Genomic DNA, 18,615 nt, shown 5'->3' with positions numbered 1-18,615 from the left:
CCGCAGGAGGGCAGGCGCACTCCGACGTCGAGGCCGCAGAGGCTGCAGAACGCGGTTTCGAGGCGTCTCGTCGCGGCAGCAGTCGTCGTGAGCGCGCTGATCCGACTGCTGCAGGCGGTTCTGACAGCGCGAATGCCTCGAAGAAGAGTCGCCGCCAGAAGACGGCGAAGACTGTGCCTGCACCCGACGCTGTCGAGGTCAGCGAGGCAGATGTGCGCATCGAAGTCGTCGAGCAGGAGCGAAACACAGCCGCATCGGCAGTGCTGCGTGCCGCAGACGAGGCGGCTGCGGCAGAGGGCGTATCCGTCGACACGGTGGAGCAGACACCGGCAGAGACAGATCTTGCTGCGGTGCCCGGCCTGACCCTGATTGAAGTCTCGCCTCACGACGTGGTGCCGAACCCGGTGCAGCCTCGCAAGGAGTTCGACGAAGAGGCGCTCGATGAGCTGGTGCACTCCGTCCGCGAGTTCGGGGTGCTGCAGCCGATCGTGGTTCGCCGTCGTGAAGAAGGCGGGTACGAACTCATCATGGGTGAGCGCCGGCTGCGCGCTTCAAAGGCAGCCGGTCTCGAGGCGATTCCAGCCATCGTGCGCGAGACTGCCGACGAAGACATGCTGCGCGACGCTCTGCTCGAGAACCTGCATCGTTCGAATCTGAATCCACTCGAAGAGGCGAGCGCCTACCAGCAGCTGATGCAGGACTTCGGCATCACACAGGAGCAGCTTGCCCAGCGCATCGGGCGGTCACGCCCTCAGGTGAGCAACACCCTGCGCCTGCTGAAGCTGCCGACGGGCGTGCAGTCGAAGGTCGCTGCGGGAGTGCTCTCGGCAGGCCATGCCCGTGCGCTGCTGTCTCTGGCCGAGACTCATGACATCGACAAGGTGGCAGACAAGGTCATTCACGAGGGGCTGAGCGTGCGTGAGACCGAGCAGCTGGGTGAGCGCACGCCACGACGTCAGGCCAAAGCCAAGGCACGTGCCGGTGGAATCCAGGATCAGCTGCACGAAGTCGCGGAGCGTCTCGAAGACCAGCTGGACACGCGCGTGCGTGTCTCTCTGTCGAAGAAGAAGGGGCAGATCGTCATCGACTTCGCGACGGTGGGAGATCTGAACCGCATCGTGGGCGCGCTCGGGGTGAAGGGCTTCGGCGAGCACTGATCGAGAGATGACCACCGCGTCTCGCGAGATGTTTCACGTGAAACATCTCGCGACGCTCGGCTCGCCAGCTCAGGCTTGTGCGCGCGAGATGGCAGCGCGAGCGATGTCGAGATAGACCTCGCCCTCAGTGCGACCCGCGCCACGAATCGCGAGCGGTGCCAGCGAGGTCTCAGTCGCCCCAGGTGTGACGTTGGCGTCGATGAACCAGGGCGTGCCCTCGGCGTCGACGATCAGATCGATGCGGCTGAAGTCGGCGAGCCCGAGTGCGGTGTGCACGGTGACGGCGTCGGCGGCCACCCGGTCGGCGACCTCTTCGGTGAGCCGTGCGGGCACATAGAAATCGGTGTCACCGGCGGTGTAGCGCGCCTCGTAGGTGTATCGGCCTTTCAACGGGCTGATCTCAACGATGGGCAGGGCCTCTGGGCCGTCACCGGTGTCGATGATGCTGACGGCGACCTCAGTGCCGCTGATATGGCGTTCGACGAGCAGCCCGTCTGAGTAGCTGTACGCGTCGACCAGTGCGCGAGGCAGCTCGTCGGCGTGCTCGACGACTGAGACGCCCTGTGCCGAACCGCCCTTGACCGGCTTCAGCACCAGGGGATACCCGAAGCGATCGGCCACGGCCGTGAGCACGCTGTGCGCGTCGAGCTCGCTGAACGTCTCGCGCGGAAACACGGCGCACTCCGGCGTCTGCACGCCGGCACGACGGGCGATCTCTTTGGCAGTGGGCTTGTCCCACGCCAGACGTGCCCCTGCCGGACCGCTGCCCACATACGGAATTCCGGTCAGCCGAAGCACGTCACGCAGCGCGCCATCCTCGCCGCTTGCACCGTGCAGCACCGACCAGATCACGTCGGGTGCCGCCGCGGTGATCTCATCGAGCAGGCGAGCGTTCGGCTCGAGCACGCGGGTCTGCGCGCCGGCACGGCGAATGGCCTCGGCCACGCGGTTGCCGCCGCGCACTGAGACCTCGCGCTCGTGAGAGATTCCGCCGGCGAGCACCAGAACATTCAGCGCCTCGGCCTCGCTCTCACTGACGTCACTCGCGGTGGCGTTCTCGCTGCTGACGTTCTCTGCGGTCATCGGTCTGCCTCTCTCAGTCTCATCACGATCGCATCGTGGGATGCGATGGTCGGTCCGTGCTCTCGGCTCGCGTCCGGGTGGGTATGTCCTGTACTCAGACGGTGTCTGGCGAGGGAGTGCTCACTCCGTGCTGCGCGTCGGTGCGAGGGCGGGACGTGCCGAAGGTGGCGAGCAGATCCTGCTCACGGTGCACCACACGGCTGAGTCGTTCGATGCCGGTGCGAATCTCTGCCGGTGTCGGGTAGCAGAACGACAGCCGGATTTTGTCCTGGCCGGTGCCGTCGGCATAGAAGGCCGTGCCCGGGGTGTAGGCGACGAGCTCGTGTACGGCGAGCGGCAGCATCTCTTTGGAGTCGAAGCCTTCAGGCAGTGACAGCCAGATGTAGAAGCCGCCGTTGGGATGCGTCTTGTCGAGGGTCGGCAGAAACTCGTCCAGAGCCGAGATCATCGCATCACGCCGATCGCGGTACAGGCCGCGGAAGGTGTCGATCTGCCCGCGCCAGTCGTTGTGCTCGAGGTACTCAGAGACCATGACCTGGCCGAAGGTCGTCGGCGAGAGCACTGCGGATTCGTTGGCGAGCACGAGCTTTTCGCGCACCGCATGGGGTGCGAGCACATATCCCAGGCGAAAGCCCGGGGCGAAGATCTTCGAGAACGACCCCAGATACACGACGCCGTCGCTGTCGAGCGAGCGGATGGCCTCAGGGGGCACACGATCGAACCAGAGGAGCCCGTACGGGTTGTCTTCGAGCACGAGGATGCCGTGCTGATGGCAGATGTCGAGCACCTCGCGTCGACGCTCCATCGTCAGCGTCACACCCGCAGGGTTGTGGAAGTTGGGAATCGTGTACAGGAACTTGATGCGCCTGCCGGCCTTTTCCAGCCGCGCGATCGTCTCACGCAGCGCCTGAGGCTGCAGGCCGTCGTCGTCGATCGGCACGTGCACGGTCTCGGCCTGATACGAGCGGAAGATGCCGAGCGAGCCGACATAGCTGGGGCCTTCGGCGATGACGACGTCGCCGGGGTCGAGGAAGATGCGCGACATGAGGTCGACCGCATGCTGCGAGCCGGTGGTCACGACCACGTCGTCGGGGTGAGCGTGGATGCCCTCCAGGCTCATGATGTCGCAGATCTGCTCGCGAAAGTGCGGAATGCCCTGCCCTGAGCCGTACTGCAGGGCCTCGCCGCGACGCGTGGTGGTCGCGATGCGAGCGGCGTCGCCGAGGTACTCCTGCGGCAGCGCCGAGACGAAGGGCATGCCACCGGCGAGCGATACCACCTCAGGGCGTGAGGCGACGGCGAACAGGGCGCGGACTTCGGAGGCACTGAGCCCGGAGGCTCGCTCTGCATACTGATCGAGCCAAGGGTCGAGACGAATTGAGCTCTGCGACGAGTTCGTGGACGGAATTGCATTATCGGACACCGTTGTACCTCCAGATTGCACCAGCATAACCTCCTCATGTGTCGCGCAGGTCACAGAGCACCCGCATGGCGCGCGTGTCGCACATTCCGAACGGGTGGCGATGATACAGAACTCCCCGCCGCGTGAGTCTCCGAGGGGTGGAGACCCGCGCGGCGGGGAGCAGGGAGAGGGGTCAGCGAGATTCGCTCAGGCCACGTGTTCGGCGAGATCCTTCTCGAGCTGCGCCTTGGGGCGGGCGCCGATGACCTCGGTGGCGACCTCGCCCTTCGAGAACAGCTTGAGCGCGGGAATCGACGTGATGCGGTACTGGCCGGCGAGGTTCGGGTTCTCGTCGACGTTCAGTTTGGCGATCACGATCTTGCCCTCGTGGTCGTTCGCGTACTCTTCGAGCACCGGCGCCATGGCACGGCACGGGCCGCACCATTCCGCCCAGAAGTCGACGAGCACGGGCACGTCGGCGTCGAGCACCTGCTGCTTGAAGTTGGATTCGTTCACATTGATGACGGTCATGTCAGCTCCTTTTGAGTTCAGTGTTGGTCTGAGGCCTCGGGTCAGACTGCTGCGGTTTCGGCGGATGCCAGGGGCACCCCCGCCTCATCGGCCTGGTCGTCCAGGTCGGCGAGGTAGTGCTCGCAGTCGATCGCCGCGACACAGCCCGAGCCGGCGGCGGTGATCGCCTGGCGGTAGGTGGCGTCGAGCACGTCGCCGGCCGCGAAGACGCCGGGCACACTGGTGCGCGAGCTGCGCCCTTCGACGGCGATGGTGCCCTCGGTGGTCAGGTCGACCTGGTCGGCGAAGAGATCGGTGCGCGGGTCGTTGCCGATCGCGATGAAGAGCCCTTCGATGTCGAGCGTGCTGCGTTCGCCGGTCACGGTGTTCTGCAGCTCGACCGAGCGCAGCTCATCCTCGCCTTCGATCGCGACGACCTGGGAGTTCCAGATCGGCTCGATCTTCTCGTTGGCCAGAGCGCGCTGCTGCATGATCTTCGATGCGCGCAGCTCGTCGCGCCGGTGAATCAGGTAGACCTTCGACGCGAAACGGGTGAGGAACGTGGCCTCTTCGAGCGCCGAGTCGCCACCGCCGACGACGGCGATGACCTTGTCTCGGAAGAAGAAGCCGTCGCAGGTCGCGCACCACGAGACGCCGTGCCCAGAGAGTCGGTCTTCGTTCGGCAGGTCGAGTCGGCGGTAGGCCGAACCGGTCGAGATGATGACAGAACGGGCCTCGTAGGTGTCTCCGAGGCTCGTGGTGAGCACCTTCGTGTCACCGAGCAGCTTGACGTCGGTCACGTCGTCGTAGACGACTTCGGTGCCGAAGCGCTCGGCCTGCTGCTGCATCTGGGTCATGAGGTCGGGCCCCTGCACGCCGTCGGGAAAGCCCGGGAAGTTCTCGACCGCAGTGGTCTTCATGAGCTCGCCGCCGGTCTCGACCGAACTGGCGATCACCACAGGCTTCAGACCGGCACGGGCGGTGTAGATGGCTGCGGTCCAGCCAGCGGGGCCGGAACCGATGATGACGACGTCATGCACGCTCATGTGGAATGTCTCCTGTGCTCTCGTGATGTGACCGCGGCCGCACGCTGAGCGTCGGCTGCGGGGCCTGAATCGCAGGCCGACCTCCAGCCTACGGCTGTGTCGACCGGCTCTCGACCCACATCTCAGGTCAACCTCGGATCGAAGACGCCTATTCCCGCCGTGAGGTCATCCGCGGCTGCGAAGGCGACCCAAGATCTTGCCGACCGGACGCAGCAGCGTGCCCAGCTCATCCACACGAAGCAGACGCAGCATGACGATGTAGACGACGCCCATGACGACCGCGAGCAGCACGCAGCTCACGACCGCTGTGACCTTTGAGGCGAGGGCGAAGCCACCGGGGGCGAATGCGCCGAGCAGCACCATCAGCCCGAGGCCGACCGCCGCCGAGACCACGGCGCCGAGCAGCATTCGCACGTGCACGCGCACGACATGGCGGCCGTCGATGCCGCCGAGACGGCGGCGCAGCAGCCAGAAGAGCACCACGGTGTCGAAGGCGATGGCGCAGCCGGAGACCAGGGTCTCGAAGAACACCACCGAATGCGGGTCTCCGCGGGTGGTCAGCCAGTAGCAGGGCAGTACCAGCGCCATGCGCACCAGGGCGACGAAGAACGGAGTTCTGGTGTCGTCCAGGGCATAGAAGGCGCGGATGGCGAAGAGGTTGGCGCTCACCACGATCAAGAAGGGCATCAGCACGAGCAGCACGCGGGCGAAGGCCTGGTTCTGGGCGAAGTCTCCGGTGGTGAAGATGCGGGCCATCGGCATGACGACGACGGTCATGGCGGCGGCGGCGAACACTGTGAGCACCCCGGTGTGGCGCAGGCTGGCCGAGAGATCGCGCGTGAAGGCGACGTGATCGTGTGACGCCGCGTGCTCGCTGAACCTCGTGAAGTAGACGGTGGCGATCGACACGGCGATGATGCCGTGCGGCACCAGCTGCAGCAGGCTGGCCGTCTCGAAGCTGGTGAGGCCCATCAGCGTGGTGTCGCCGGGGGTGCGATACGGCTCGGTCGAGTTGGCCACGACGGTCTTCACGAAGGAGTGCAGCCAGTCGAGCGCGACCATGCCCAGAATCCACACGGCGGCCACGAACGTGGGCTTGAGCCCGGTGTGACGCCACTGAAAGTCAGGCCGAAAGCTCAGACCGGCTCTGCGCCACCAGGCGAACATGATCGCGGCCTGCAGCGCGACGCCGAGCGTCGCCGAGAGTCCCAGTGTCGAGATCATGCCGGGCGTCCAGTCGCTGACCGGGGTGTTGCCCTGGGGGTCGGCGCTGAAGAGCCAGATGAAGACGAGGAAGCCGGCGATCGAGACGACGTTGTTGAGCACGGGAGCCCAGGTGTACGGGCCGAAGACCCGACGGGCGTTGTAGATGCCGCTGAGCAGCGCATAGAGGCCGTAGAAGAAGACCTGAGGCATGCACCAGTATGTGAACGCGGTGGCGAGGGCGAGGTTGTCTCCCGACCAGCCTCCGGTGAACGCCTTGGTGATCATGGGCGAGAGCAGCGTGAGCAGCAGCGTGACCATGAGCAGCGCCGAGAGCACCAGCGTCATGATCTTGTTGATATAGCCGCGGCCGCCGTCCGCGCCGCGGGTCGCCTGCACGATCTGGGGCACGAGCACGGCGGTGAGCACGCCGCCTGCGGTGAGCTGGTACAGCAGCGACGGAATCTGATTGCCCGTCATGAAGGCGTTGGACGCGGTGGTGCTGACGCCGAGTGCCGCCACGATGAGGAACGTGCGCACGAAGCCGAGCAGTCGTGAGACGGCGGTGCCGAGGGCGAGCACGAGCGAGCTGCGCCCCACAGAGGCGGGTTTGGCGGTCATCGGGTCGGGGTCTCCGTCGTGTGGTCGGGATGCTCGGCGGGCGGCTCGCCGTCGGCCGACAGTCGATGTCGGCGCCGAATCAGGCTGCGCACGAGCCCGAAGCCGAAGAGCAGGGTGACGGCGGCGCCGACGATGCCGAGACCGATGCCCTCCCACTGCGCCTGGACGTCCATCGGCCGCGATACCGTCTCGCCGATCGGGTCGCCGTGGTCGTTGGTGATGCCGATGTTCAGCACGACGCTGCCGTTGGCGATCGCCCGCACTGGCACCTGTGCGGTGGCTGCGCTGTGCGGGTCGATGGTGAGGCTCACGGGAGACTTCGTCGTGACGCGGCCGGTGCTGGGGGAGATGTGCACCTGGACGGTCACCGGCTGTCCGGTGTCGTTGCGCACGGCCACGGGAATCTGCGAGCTGCCCGAGACCAGGGTCAGGTTGGTCGTCGAGGTGATTGCGACGGCATCGAGCTGAGCGGCGCTCTCGGCAGCCTGTGCGGTGACCGCCTGGCGCCAGGTGTCGTTGCGGGTCCAGCCCGCGCCGCACAGCGAGGCGGTCTGCTGCAGGAACGTGCTGTGCACGCTCTGAGGGTCGGCCGAGACGGAGGCGAGGCGATCGACCGACGAGGCGGCCTGAGCCAGCTCGCCCAGCGGGCTGAGGTCGTCCTGCTCGGCGGTCTGCGACGAGGTGTCGAGATCGGTCTGCGGGGCGTCGTGCCCGTCGCTCTGATCGCCGGTGTCGCCGCCGTTCTGTGCGTCGTGGTGCGGGGTGATCTGAACCCCCGGCTGGAAACGCACACCGGAGCCGGCGACCGATCTGAGCGCGTCGCCGGCCTGCTTGGCCTGCTGGCTCCAGCCGCGCGGCAGCACGGTGGTGACCGTCGAGAAATCCTGTGTGGCCAGGCCGAGCGTCGTCGCCATCGCCGTGATGCGGTCGAGGTCGCGTTGCTGTTGGGCGCCGTCGCTCTCGAGGCTGTCGTGCAGCGCATCGATGAGGTTGTGGTTGGCTCCGATCACCGGCGTGCCCTGCAGCCGGCGCAGGCTCACATCGGCCGAGCTGTCCTGCAGTCGATCGGTGCTGATGATGAGCGGCCGCTGGCCACTGACCACGCTGAGCCCTGAGGAGGAGAGGTCGCCAGGCGCCTGTGCGAGCACGAGCGGCTGGTCGGTGCTGCCTGCCACGCCGCCGCCGAGCAGGTCGTCGCCGATCTGAGACACTCCTGCCGCAGAGAGCGCCTGCACGTCGGCGTCGCTCCAGATGAGCGGCATGATCTCGGGGAAGGCATCGAGCCGCTGCTTCCACGCCAGCGCATCCGCCGGCGCGCTCGTGCCCAGCAGCGCGATGCTGGCGAGGATCTTGGGGTCGACGGCCAGCTGGACGTTCAACGAGTCGAGCGCGTCGATCTGCGTGGTGAGCTCGCCGTCGGCGCCGGTGAGCTGGGCCAGCTGTTCGGCCGTGTAGAAACGGTCAGCCGCCACGGGCGCGGTGATCGGAACGATGACGTTGAGCGGCCGCACGTCACTCTGGGTGACGTTCCAGGCGAGCGTGCTCTGCTGCCAGACGCTGTCGCTGCTGTTCGAGGTGAGGCGCACCGCGTAGCCGAGCACCCCCTTGTCGTCGGCGAACTGCCAGGTGGGCAGTCGATCGGCGTCGGCGTCGAAGGTCACGGTCGCACTGGTGCCCGGCTCGATGGTCTGCATGGGCCGACCCCCGACTTTCGTCGCACGGTTGCTCGGCCCGGTGGCGCTCGCGGTGTCATACCAGTCGCGCACCTGCGTGGTGGTGGTCATCAGTCGGTTGCCCAGATAGAACTCGACCATCGCAGACACCAACGGTTCGTCGCCGTTGTTGGTCACCGTCGCCGTAATGCTCAAGGGGCTGTGCGCATCGAGCGCGCGTGGGGGATTGTCGATGCTCAGCTGCACGTCGCTGGCTGAGACCCGAGTGGGCTGGGTCGTGGCTTTGTCACGGCCAGCAGGCGTGACGGCGGATGCCGTGGTGACGTCTGCTTTGGCGCTCGCTGCTGGCGAGGTGGCTGTGGCATGCGCTGCCGGAGCCGTCGCGGTGAAGAGCAGGGCGCCTGACAGCAGGATGCCGCCGATCGCCCCCAACCGCCGGGCAGGTGCTGCCGCCGGTGCGGGCCGAAGGGGCGCAGAGGACTGACCAGCCGAGCGGCCGCGACGTTCTGCGTGCATGAGTACCCTTCGAATTGTGCGTCTCTACTCTACCGGCGCGAGCTCCGGGTCGATTCCGGGCAGGCTGTGGGAAGATTGTCAGGATATGAACGAGAACCAGCAGGCCGAGTCGCAGCAGCAGCCGAAGAGCATCGTCGAGGCGATGGGAGCGATGCATCGGGTGCTCGACTCTCCGACGCTGCTGAAGCTCGGACGCGCCTTCGACAAGGCGGGCTTCGAGCTCTCTTTGGTCGGCGGCTCTGTGCGCGATGCGCTGCTCGGTCATCAGGGGGTCGATCTCGACTTCACCACGAGTGCGAGCCCGGATGAGGCGCTCGCGGTGCTGAAGCCGCTTGCGACGGCGCACTGGGACATCGGCCGGGCCTTCGGCACGGTGGGGGCGCGCATCGACGGTCAGCAGGTCGAGGTCACCACGTATCGGGCTGACTCCTACGATCACCAGACACGCAAACCGACGGTGGAGTTCGGCGACAACCTCGAAGACGATCTGAAACGGCGGGACTTCACCGTCAACGCGATCGCGGTGCGACTTCCCGCACGAGCCGTGGTCGACCCCTTCGGCGGCGTGAGCGACCTGCTCGCCGGCGTGCTGCGCACGCCCGGGCCAGCCGCGGTCTCGTTCGCAGACGATCCGCTGCGCATCATGCGCCTGGCTCGCTTCGTGGCTCAGCTGGGGTTCACCGTCGACCCTGAGGCCTATGACGCCGCAGCCGAGCGCTCTGCCACGATCACGATGATCTCTGCCGAGCGCGTGCGCGACGAGCTGGTCAAGTTGATGCTCTCGGACGACCCCATCAGCGGTCTGCGTCTGCTGGTCGACACCGGGGTCGCCGACCATGTGCTGCCCGAGCTGCCCGCCCTGCGCCTCGAGACCGACGAACACCATCACCACAAAGACGTCTATGAGCACTCGCTCACCGTGCTGAGGCAGGCCATGGACCTCGAAGGCGATCAGCCGGATCTGGTGCTGCGCATCGCAGCGCTGCTGCACGACATCGGCAAGCCGGCGACGCGTCGTCTTGAACCCGGCGGCGTGGTGACCTTTCACAACCACGACCTGGTGGGCGCCCGTCTGGCGACCAAGCGGCTTAAGGCGCTGCGTTTCGAGAAAGACGTGATCAAGCCCGTCGCTCGGCTCATCGAGCTGCATATGCGCTTCTTCGGTTACGGCGAGCAGGAATGGTCGGATGCCGCAGTGCGGCGCTATGTGCGCGACGCCGGCCCACTGCTGCAGCGTCTGCACTGCCTGACGCGAGCCGACATGACCACGCGCAACCAGCGTAAGGCGGCTCGGCTGCGCGCCGCCTACGACGAGCTGGAGTGGCGCATCGAATACCTGAACGAGCAGGAGGAGCTCGCGGCGGTGCGCCCTGAGCTCGACGGGCAGCAGATCATGAGCGTCTTGGGGGTCGAGCCGGGGCCTGTCGTGGGCAAGGCCTACAAGTTCCTGCTCGACCTGCGCCTCGACGAGGGGCCACTGGGCCTCGAAGAGGCGACGAAACGACTGCAGGCCTGGTGGGCCGAGCAGCAGGGCTGAGCCACAGAACCGTTTCGGGCACACGAAAAGGCCCTGCGGTCGTCGCCGCACCGTATCTCGCGGTGGGGCAGCGGCAGCAGGGCCTCTTCTTCTGTGGCAGCGGGGCCTCAGTCGCCGATGACCTCGGTGAGGTGCTGGATGGCGGCCTCGAGCAGGCGCAGGGCCTCTTCTGAGGCGGCGACCGACGTCTTGATCTCGGCGGCGTCGAGCTCGGCGCCGCGTGCGATCTGCTCGGCGTTGATCGCAGCGGCAGCGGTCAGCTGCGCACGCAGTGTGGCGGGGTGGATGTTCGTCACGCGCATGATCGTCTCGATCGCGGTGCGCGAGATCGTCGAAGTCAGCGTCGAGACCGACAGGCGGCGCCACTGTGCGGGCTCGGTGCCGGTCTCGGCGGCGAGCAGCGCGGCGTCGGCCGCCTTCTGCAGGGCGTCGCTGACATCCTGCAGCTTCTGCACGCTGATGCCCGAGAACTCCTCGGGAAGTTCGATGCTGGACAGGTCAGCCTTCTTGGCGGCCATATGAGCTCCTTTGCGTCAATATCTTGTGGCTCAGACGGACCGACGTCGGCGAGGCGGTCCACTGACGATCTTACGTCGCCCGTTGGGGCAGCACGAATTGACCGCGCGAGGCGGCGCGACCACGGCATCCGCCGCAGAGCGAGACCGCTACGCGGCACCCAGCCGCTCACGCACCAGCGCAAGCGAGGGGTTCGTCGCCGCGCTGCCGTCTGCGAAGAGCAGCGTCGGCACGGTCTGGTCGCCGCCGTTCACTTTGCTGACGATCTCGGCAGCGTCGGGGTGCTGCTCGATGTCGACCTCTTCGAACGGCACCTCGGCACGCTGCATCTGCGCCTTGAGGTTGCGGCAGTACCCGCACCAGGGAGTGGTGAACATCGTGACGTGCCCGGGCTCGGGCTGATAGCTGGTCATATCGTCGATTCTGTCACTTTCCTGGTGCCTGCGGTGCGGTCACGCTCTGCGGTGTGGTCATGCTCTGTGGTGCGGCCACGCTCCGTGGTGCGGGCCTCGCCGCGTCGGGCGACGGATGCGTCAGTCGCGCTTCGTCGATGTGTCCGGTCGGTCGGCGGGCACGTCGTTGTTCGTGCCGGGCACCGGCTCGGTGCGAGGTGTGATGTCGACGCCCACCTCGGCCAGGTCGGTCTTGTTGGTGCTGATGCGGTGCCGCATGAAGAAGTAGACGACCGCCAGCAGAATGAACCAGACGGGCGTGACGATGAGTGCCTGCAGGGTGTCCTGTTCCTGTGTCAGCGCCCAGAGCAGGAACGCGAAGAAGACGAACACGACGATCACGCTGACGATGCCGCCGGGCAGCCTGTAGGTCGACTTCTCATGCAGCTCGGGGCGTTTGCGTCGATAGGCGAGGTAGCTGCAGAGGATGATCGTCCAGACGAAGATGAAGAGCACCGACGAGATGGTCGTGATCACCGTGAACGCGCCGATGACCGAGTCGCCGGCGTAGAGCAGCACGATGCCTGCGAGCAGGAAGGTGCATGAGAAGAACAGCGCGTTCTTCGGCACGCGACGCTTGCTCAGGGCGCTGAGCCAGAAGGGTGCGTGGCCTTGGGTGGCGAGGCCGTAGACCATGCGCGAGGTCGAGTAGATGCCGCTGTTCGCCGACGATGCGGCCGAGGTGAGCACGACCAGGTTGACGACGTGTGCGGCGATGCCGATGCCGGCCATCGCGAACATGTTGACGAAGGGTGACTGTGTCGGGTCGATCTTGTTCCACGGGTTCACTGTCAGAATCACGAAGAGAGAGCCCAGGTAGAACAGCACGATGCGCCAGGGAATCGAGTTGATCGCCTTCGGCAGCGTCGTCTGGGGGTTCTGTGTCTCGGCGGCCGCGGTGCCGACGAGCTCGATGCCCACGAAGGCGAAGACGGCGATCTGGAATCCGGCGACAAAGCCCCAGAAACCGGTCGGGAAGAAGCCTCCCTCATCCCAGAGGTGCGTGATCGAGGCGGTGTCGCCCGACGGCGTCTGAAAGTGCGTCACGAGCATGATGATGCCCACGATGACGAGTGCGGCGATGGCGACGATCTTGATGAGTGCGAACCAGAACTCGATCTCACCGAAGTTGCGCACGGTGGGCAGGTTGAGAGCCAGCAGCAGGGCGATCAGCAGGATCGCGGGCACCCAGAGCGGAATGTCTGGAAACCAGAAGCGTGTGTAGCCGGTGATCGCGATGACGTCGGCGACGCCGGTGACGACCCAGCACAGCCAGTATGTCCAGCCGGTGAAGAACGTCGCCCATGGCCCGAGCAGGTCGCCGGCGAAATCGGCGAACGACCGATAGTTCAGATTCGAGAGCAGCAGCTCGCCGAGTGCGCGCATCACGAAGAACAGCATTGTTCCGATGATCGCGTAGACGAGCAGGATGCTGGGGCCGGCCAGCGAGATGGTCTTTCCGCTGCCCATGAACAGGCCTGTGCCGATGGCTCCGCCGATGGCGATGAGCTGCAGGTGCCTGTTCTGTAGGTTGCGTTCGAGTGTAGGTGTGGTCATGGAGCGCGATTCTAGTCCACACGCGCTGCAGACGTTTCACGTGAAACGTCTTGACGTGCTCACACGTGCTCGCGAATGTTTCACGTGAAACATTCTCGTCCGGGTCTCTCTGCGGTCACTCGGGCGGGGGTTCGGGCATACGCACTCGTGCCGTTTCGGGCAACGAGGCCATGCTGAGTACCCAGCTCTCTGGCCGAATCGGTGGGCGCTGTTCGGCTATGCCCGTCGGTCAGATGAGATCGACTTGCAGGGCGTTCGCGATCGCATGGGCGCGTGCTCGGGCTTCATCGACGTTCGCTCCGCGGGCGAGAGCGACCGCCACACGGCGCTCGCCGTCGACTCGAGGCTTGCCGAAGAGACGCAGCTGCGCGGTCGGGGCGGCGGCGAGTGCCGCATCCACATGTTTGAACACCGGCACGCCGCTGCCGGCGACCTTGACGGGCACGCTCGCCGCCGCGCCTGGGAAGCGCTCAGGCTCGGCCACGGGGAGCCCGAGCACGGCGCGGGCGTGCAGGGCGAACTCGCTGAGATCCTGGCTGACGAGCGTGACGAGCCCGGTGTCGTGCGGTCGGGGAGAGACTTCGCTGAAGATGACCTCGTCGCCCTTGACGAAGAGTTCGACCCCGAAGAGACCCCAGCCGCCGAGCGCGTCGGTGATGCGCCGAGCGACGTCGCGGGCCTTGGTGACGATCGCCTCGCTGAGGGCGGCCTCTTCCTGGTAGCGGGGACGGTTCTCGGCGTGCCCCTCTGAGCTGGGAAGCAGCTCTGCGGCGCTCGCCGATCGAGACATGGGAATTGTGTCGCCCACCGATCGAGGCATGGAACATGGCATGGATGAGGTGTCGGAATGCGGCATTTGCCATGATTCGGCGTAGTCGCCGTCGACCTGCAGGTGGTGCACGGGGTCGAGGAACGTGGTGCCACCGGTGTGGCGCACTGTGAGCTGGGTGATTTCGTCGTCGAAGTCGACGAAGCCCTCGACGATGCAGCGCACAGCATGCCCCTCGGCAGCGTGGCCGCGAGACCCGGTCTGGGCGGCATCCCACGCAGCGTCGACGTCGTCGAGTGTGCGCAGCACCGACTGGCCATGACCCGACGACGACATAACGGGCTTGATGACCGCAGGCAGACCGAGCTCGCCGACGGCCACGCGCAGCTCGTCGACCGAATCGACGAAGCGGTACGGGCTGGTGGGCAGCCCCAAGGTCTCGGCCGCGAGACGGCGGATGCCCTCGCGATCCATGGTGAGCACGGTCGCGCGAGCGGTGGGCACCACCCGAACCGGCCACGGCTGTTCGGCTTCGATCTCGGCGAGCACGCTGGTCGCGATGGCCTCGATCTCGGGAATGATCAGGTCAGGTCGTTCGGTCTCGAGCACACTGCGCAGTGCTGCGGGATCCTGCATGTCGATCACGTGTGCGCGGTGGGCGACCTGATGCGCCGGTGCGTTCGCATATCGGTCGACAGCGACCGTCTCGATGCCGAGACGCTGCAGTTCAATGGTCACCTCTTTGCCGAGCTCGCCGGAGCCCAGCAGCAGCGCGCGGGTCGCATGCGGGGTGAGCGGGGTGCCGATGGTGCCGGGCGTCGTGTCGCGCACAGAGCCGCCGGCACCGGCCGGGTCAGCAGCAGGCGCTCTGCTCTCGGAGCGAGAGGCGTCGACGGGTCGACGAGATTCGTCGTCGTTGGATGCAGTGGCGGTTGCAGCGGTGCTCATGCGTCTATTGTGGCGCACTGGGAGCACACCAGGGTCGTCGTTTCGTGACGCGCGGTCTAGCCGAGCGAACTGATCACTTGAATCGGGGCAGAGACGTGGGGTCTTTGCGGCCGAGCGCGAAGTACGAGAGCGGGCCGGCCCACGGGATGTTCAACGCGAGCGACCAGACCATCTTCGGCCCGTGCACCTCATCTGAGCGCCGATGCGACAGATCGGCAGCGGCGATGGCCGCGAGAGCGACCTGTGTGACGCCGACGACGGTGACGGCGATCTCACGGCCACGTTTCGACGCAGGTGTTTTCGATGCGGATGTGGCAGCCTGCGAGGCGGGTTTCTTCGTCATGTGTCGAGCCTACTCGGGCACGACCCCGAGTTCGCGCACTTTGGCTTCGAGCTCGGCATTCGACGCGATCCCGATCTGCGCAAGCTGAAAGTTCGAAGTATCAGAGTTCCCCGCATGCGCGGGGGTGAGCCCTGCGTCTACTGGCGCGACGATATGCTCGTCTGGAGCTCGCCGCATGAGCCGAGTGGTGTCTACGCAGGTGTCGCCGGGAAAGCTCATGATGCCGATTAGGTATCCTCAGTGCCAGCACACTGCCGCTACCTGAGCGCATGCGATGCCTGAGTTTGTAGGGGCGGGGTGGCTCTACTGGAGACGGCACGCTCGATCTTGACTCACTTGGCTGTCGGTGGCGTCTGTGTGATCAGTGGCGGCGACGCAGCCTCTCCCACTTGTGCCGAGCGAACTCGATCACGCTCGTGTCTCGAATGGCTTTCTCGAGGTGTTCGACCCGTGCGTGAAGTTCGCGGACTTCGCCTTGCGCCCGGTCCAGGTGCTCATGCGTTTCACGGAATCGATCATCGAGGTATCGAGTGACGTAGAGGAGCCCACCGATTCCGGACGGATCGTTCCGCAGGGCCTCATCGCGGCGGAGGAGATCATAACGGCCGTGGTCGTCTGCCTCGACAACGACACTATTGCCTGCAGAGCCCGTGCTGGTCGGCCTTTGGCGCCAGAATGCGAGAGCTGAGTCTGTCTGGATGACAGGTATAGGCCCTCGCGCGGCGATACGCATGTGCCAGTCCCAGTCTTCGACGACTGGCAGGGACGTATCAAAAGCTCCGAGCTCATCGTGTAGCTCCTTGCGATACACGAACCCGATCGGCGTGAAGCGGTTCGTGTGCAGGAGGTCGAAGAGAGTAACTTCGTGCAGCTGTGGCTGGAAGGCGTACTGCCTAGTGACTGTCACCACGCCGGCATCGGTTACAGACTCCTCAATAATGTCGATCTTGGTGACTACCGCGGGAGACTCCGGGTTCTTGGCGAGCCAAGTCGTGGTTTTTTCCAAGAACGTCGGTGCCCAGGTGTCGTCGTCGTCGTGCATGGTGATGAGGTCGCTGCTCGCCGCGCGTATTCCGACATTGGCTGCGGCGGCGCGCCCGAGCTTGGTCTCGTTGGTGATGACGCGGATCTGCAGAGGGGACTCGGCTGTTGAGGTCTCGACGGCGGCGCTCTCACCACCGTCATTCACGACGATCACTTCGTCGGGGGGAGTCGTCTGCGCCGCAATGTCTGAAAGTGCCCTGCGGAGGAACCAGGGACGGTTATGTGTGCGGATGATCACCGAGACAGTCATGAAGACAACAGTATCGCCCCACCTGGCATTGCGACGGAGCGGTTTTCCGCATCTGTGGATCGTGTCATACTCGCCCACGAAAGGTGAGGAGACAGCGACCTACAACTGAGCTACGGAGCTCCCCGTGGCGACGCAACGACCTTACTCGGGCACGACCCCGAGTTCGCGCACTTTGGCTTCGAGCTCGGCATTCGACGGCTCGACCTGGTGGGTGCCGTCGGCGAAGGCGATGACGGGGATGTTGGTGCGGCCACTGATGCGTTTCGCGTCTTCGGCTCGCTCCGGAGTTGCGACGAGGTCGACATAGTCGTAGGTCACGTGGAGGTCATCGAGCAAGGCCTTGGCCCGTCTGCAGTCACCGCACCAGGCGGCACCGAAGAAGGTGATGGGAGATGTGGATGCGGATGTCTCGGAACTCATGGGATCACTTTAGCTCTGTGACCGGTCTGCGCGGAGCCGCCTCTGCCGCCACAGCCACTGAGATCCCCTAGGCGACGAACTCTACCTCCCGCTGCAGGTCTGATGCCGGAGCTGAGAGCCTCTGAGGCGACCCCCAGCGGTCGCGATAGTTCCGCATCCGTGTCCATGACATCCCCATCATCGGTGACGACTTGCCGGCGAATGTTTCACGTGAAACGTCACGCCTGGGTGAGTGGTGAATTCGTGCGTCGGATGCGGGTGCGGTCGCCGTGCAGGCAGCTGAGCAACGAAAGGACAGAAGGTCGGAGTGGCGTGCACCATCTGTGATCGGAACAGCGCGCCAACACGCTGTCGGAGGGCTTCGGTACAATGTGCGCAACCGCGGTCCGCAGCGTCTCGGCGCGCGAGGCCAGTCATCACCGAAGCCTGAAGGGCAAGTGATCCCATGGGAATCATCGTTCTCGCCGTCGTCATCGTCATCCTGATTCTGCTCGCCTTTGGCACGTTCTTCACCGTGCAGACGCAGACCAACACCATCATCGAACGCTTTGGCCGTTTCGTGCGAATCGCACAACCGGGTCTGAACGTCAAGATCCCACTCATCGAGAAGAAGGCAGGCGTGGTCTCGCTGCGTGTGCAGCAGCTCGACCTGCAGGTCGAGACCAAGACCAAAGACAACGTGTTCGTGCTCGTGCTGGTGTCGGTGCAGTACGCGGTGCTGCCTCAGCGGGTCGCCGACGCGTGGTACCGCCTCGATGATCCCGAGGCTCAGATCAAGAGCTACGTCTTCGACGCGGTGCGGGCCACTGTGCCGAACCTGCAGCTCGACGAGGCGTTCGAGCGCAAAGACGACATCGCGCAGACCGTGGGCGCGGCGCTCGCCGGCGAAATGGGGGAGTTCGGCTACCAGATCATCAAGACGCTGGTCACCGACATCAATCCCGACGCCAGCGTGAAGTCGGCAATGAACCGCATCAACGCCGCTCAGCGCGAACGCGTCGCCGCGCAGGATCTCGCCGAGGCCGATCGCATCCGCGTGGTCACCGAGGCGCGAGCCGAGGCCGAAGCGAAGCAGCTGCAGGGCGAGGGCATCGCGAATCAGCGCAAGGCGATCATCGACGGTCTGCATGCGTCGATCGCCGAGCTGCGACATGAGGGCATCGAAGAGTCTGACGTCATCAACCTGATTCTGCTGACGCAGTACTTCGACACGCTGACCACACTCGGCCGCAACGGCGCGACGACCGTGCTGCTGCCCGGCACCCCCGGCGGAGTCTCGCAGCTTGGCGACGAGATTCGCACCGCACTGCTGACGCAGGATGCCGTGCGCGAGGGGCAGACAGAGCAGCGCGTCGCGCAGAGCCTGGACGAGGCCCGCAATCGTGCGGCCGCCCAGCGAGGCACCCATCGCGACGATCAGTCTGGGGCGGAGCGCGGTGCTCAGCGTGGCAGCGCACGCCGTGACGGCAACTCGGGCGGTGGCTCGAGTGCGGGCGGCACCGGTGAGCCGACAGGTCGCTGATGACGCCCAGCACCGAGCATCGAGATGTCGTGGGGGCAGGCGAGAC

17 protein-coding genes are annotated in these 18,615 nt (G+C 65.7%); 3 read left to right on the top strand and 14 right to left on the bottom strand.

The annotated features are described in order from the left end of the window. The first annotated feature begins 212 nt into the window (after positions 1-212). A complete protein-coding gene (locus F8O06_RS00305; RefSeq protein ID WP_318655646.1) occupies positions 213-1,157 on the top strand; it encodes a ParB/RepB/Spo0J family partition protein in 945 nt (314 codons plus the stop codon). A 69-nt stretch (positions 1,158-1,226) separates the two neighbouring features. Here F8O06_RS00305 and F8O06_RS00300 read toward each other — a convergent pair whose 3' ends face one another. The 6 genes from F8O06_RS00300 to F8O06_RS00275 all read right to left on the bottom strand — a co-directional run bounded on the left by F8O06_RS00300 (position 1,227) and on the right by F8O06_RS00275 (position 9,211). After that, positions 1,227-2,240, bottom strand: a complete 1,014-nt coding sequence (locus F8O06_RS00300) for a D-alanine--D-alanine ligase (RefSeq protein ID WP_158036950.1) — start codon at positions 2,238-2,240, stop codon at positions 1,227-1,229. A gap of 94 nt (positions 2,241-2,334) precedes the next feature. After that, positions 2,335-3,690, bottom strand: a complete 1,356-nt coding sequence (locus F8O06_RS00295) for a PLP-dependent aminotransferase family protein (protein WP_158036949.1) — start codon at positions 3,688-3,690, stop codon at positions 2,335-2,337. 159 nt (positions 3,691-3,849) lie between these two features. Then, positions 3,850-4,173, bottom strand: a complete 324-nt coding sequence (gene trxA / locus F8O06_RS00290; protein WP_158036948.1) for a thioredoxin — start codon at positions 4,171-4,173, stop codon at positions 3,850-3,852. Positions 4,174-4,214: 41 nt separating this feature from the next. Next, a complete protein-coding gene (trxB, locus tag F8O06_RS00285; protein ID WP_412973459.1) occupies positions 4,215-5,192 on the bottom strand; it encodes a thioredoxin-disulfide reductase in 978 nt (325 codons plus the stop codon). Positions 5,193-5,363: 171 nt separating this feature from the next. After that, positions 5,364-7,022, bottom strand: coding sequence for a murein biosynthesis integral membrane protein MurJ (gene murJ, locus F8O06_RS00280; RefSeq protein WP_158036946.1), 1,659 nt, complete (start codon positions 7,020-7,022; stop codon positions 5,364-5,366). Continuing rightward, complete coding sequence (locus F8O06_RS00275) at positions 7,019-9,211, bottom strand: DUF6049 family protein (protein WP_158036945.1); 2,193 nt, start codon at positions 9,209-9,211, stop codon at positions 7,019-7,021. The genes murJ and F8O06_RS00275 overlap by 4 nt, the downstream gene beginning before the upstream one ends. Positions 9,212-9,296: 85 nt before the next feature. Between F8O06_RS00275 and F8O06_RS00270 the strand changes: the two genes are divergently transcribed. Beyond that, positions 9,297-10,748: a CCA tRNA nucleotidyltransferase gene (locus F8O06_RS00270; RefSeq protein WP_158036944.1), complete on the top strand. Its 1,452-nt coding sequence runs from the start codon at positions 9,297-9,299 to the stop codon at positions 10,746-10,748. 107 nt (positions 10,749-10,855) lie between these two features. Here F8O06_RS00270 and F8O06_RS00265 read toward each other — a convergent pair whose 3' ends face one another. The 8 genes from F8O06_RS00265 to F8O06_RS00230 form a co-directional block, all read right to left on the bottom strand. Next, positions 10,856-11,266 (bottom strand): hypothetical protein, encoded by a 411-nt coding sequence (locus F8O06_RS00265; RefSeq protein ID WP_158036943.1) that lies wholly within the window; start codon positions 11,264-11,266, stop codon positions 10,856-10,858. Positions 11,267-11,413: 147 nt separating this feature from the next. Further along, positions 11,414-11,677 carry a mycoredoxin gene (locus F8O06_RS00260; protein WP_158030444.1) on the bottom strand — a complete coding sequence of 88 codons (264 nt, stop codon included), beginning with the start codon at positions 11,675-11,677 and terminating at the stop codon, positions 11,414-11,416. A gap of 120 nt (positions 11,678-11,797) precedes the next feature. Further along, the gene (locus tag F8O06_RS00255; RefSeq protein WP_158036942.1) at positions 11,798-13,273 is read right to left on the bottom strand and encodes an amino acid permease; all 1,476 of its coding nucleotides are present in this window, start codon (positions 13,271-13,273) and stop codon (positions 11,798-11,800) included. A gap of 229 nt (positions 13,274-13,502) precedes the next feature. Further along, positions 13,503-14,990, bottom strand: coding sequence for a formate-dependent phosphoribosylglycinamide formyltransferase (gene purT, locus F8O06_RS12310; RefSeq protein WP_225733301.1), 1,488 nt, complete (start codon positions 14,988-14,990; stop codon positions 13,503-13,505). Positions 14,991-15,063: 73 nt separating this feature from the next. Beyond that, a complete protein-coding gene (locus tag F8O06_RS00245; protein ID WP_158036941.1) occupies positions 15,064-15,333 on the bottom strand; it encodes a PLDc N-terminal domain-containing protein in 270 nt (89 codons plus the stop codon). Between the two features lie 9 nt (positions 15,334-15,342). Then, complete coding sequence (locus F8O06_RS00240; RefSeq protein ID WP_158036940.1) at positions 15,343-15,552, bottom strand: hypothetical protein; 210 nt, start codon at positions 15,550-15,552, stop codon at positions 15,343-15,345. Positions 15,553-15,694: 142 nt separating this feature from the next. Next, the gene (locus F8O06_RS00235; protein WP_158036939.1) at positions 15,695-16,627 is read right to left on the bottom strand and encodes a glycosyltransferase family 2 protein; all 933 of its coding nucleotides are present in this window, start codon (positions 16,625-16,627) and stop codon (positions 15,695-15,697) included. Between the two features lie 141 nt (positions 16,628-16,768). Beyond that, a complete protein-coding gene (locus tag F8O06_RS00230; protein WP_158036938.1) occupies positions 16,769-17,047 on the bottom strand; it encodes a glutaredoxin family protein in 279 nt (92 codons plus the stop codon). 445 nt (positions 17,048-17,492) lie between these two features. Between F8O06_RS00230 and F8O06_RS00225 the strand changes: the two genes are divergently transcribed. Beyond that, complete coding sequence (locus tag F8O06_RS00225) at positions 17,493-18,569, top strand: SPFH domain-containing protein (protein WP_158036937.1); 1,077 nt, start codon at positions 17,493-17,495, stop codon at positions 18,567-18,569. Positions 18,570-18,615: the final 46 nt, after the last annotated feature.

The sequence above is a fragment of the Pseudoclavibacter sp. CFCC 14310 genome, assembly GCF_008831165.1.
Lineage (GTDB): Bacteria > Actinomycetota > Actinomycetes > Actinomycetales > Microbacteriaceae > Pseudoclavibacter_A.
The sequence above is the reverse complement of the archived record's forward strand: the minus strand, read 5'-3'. Positions and strand labels throughout refer to the sequence as shown.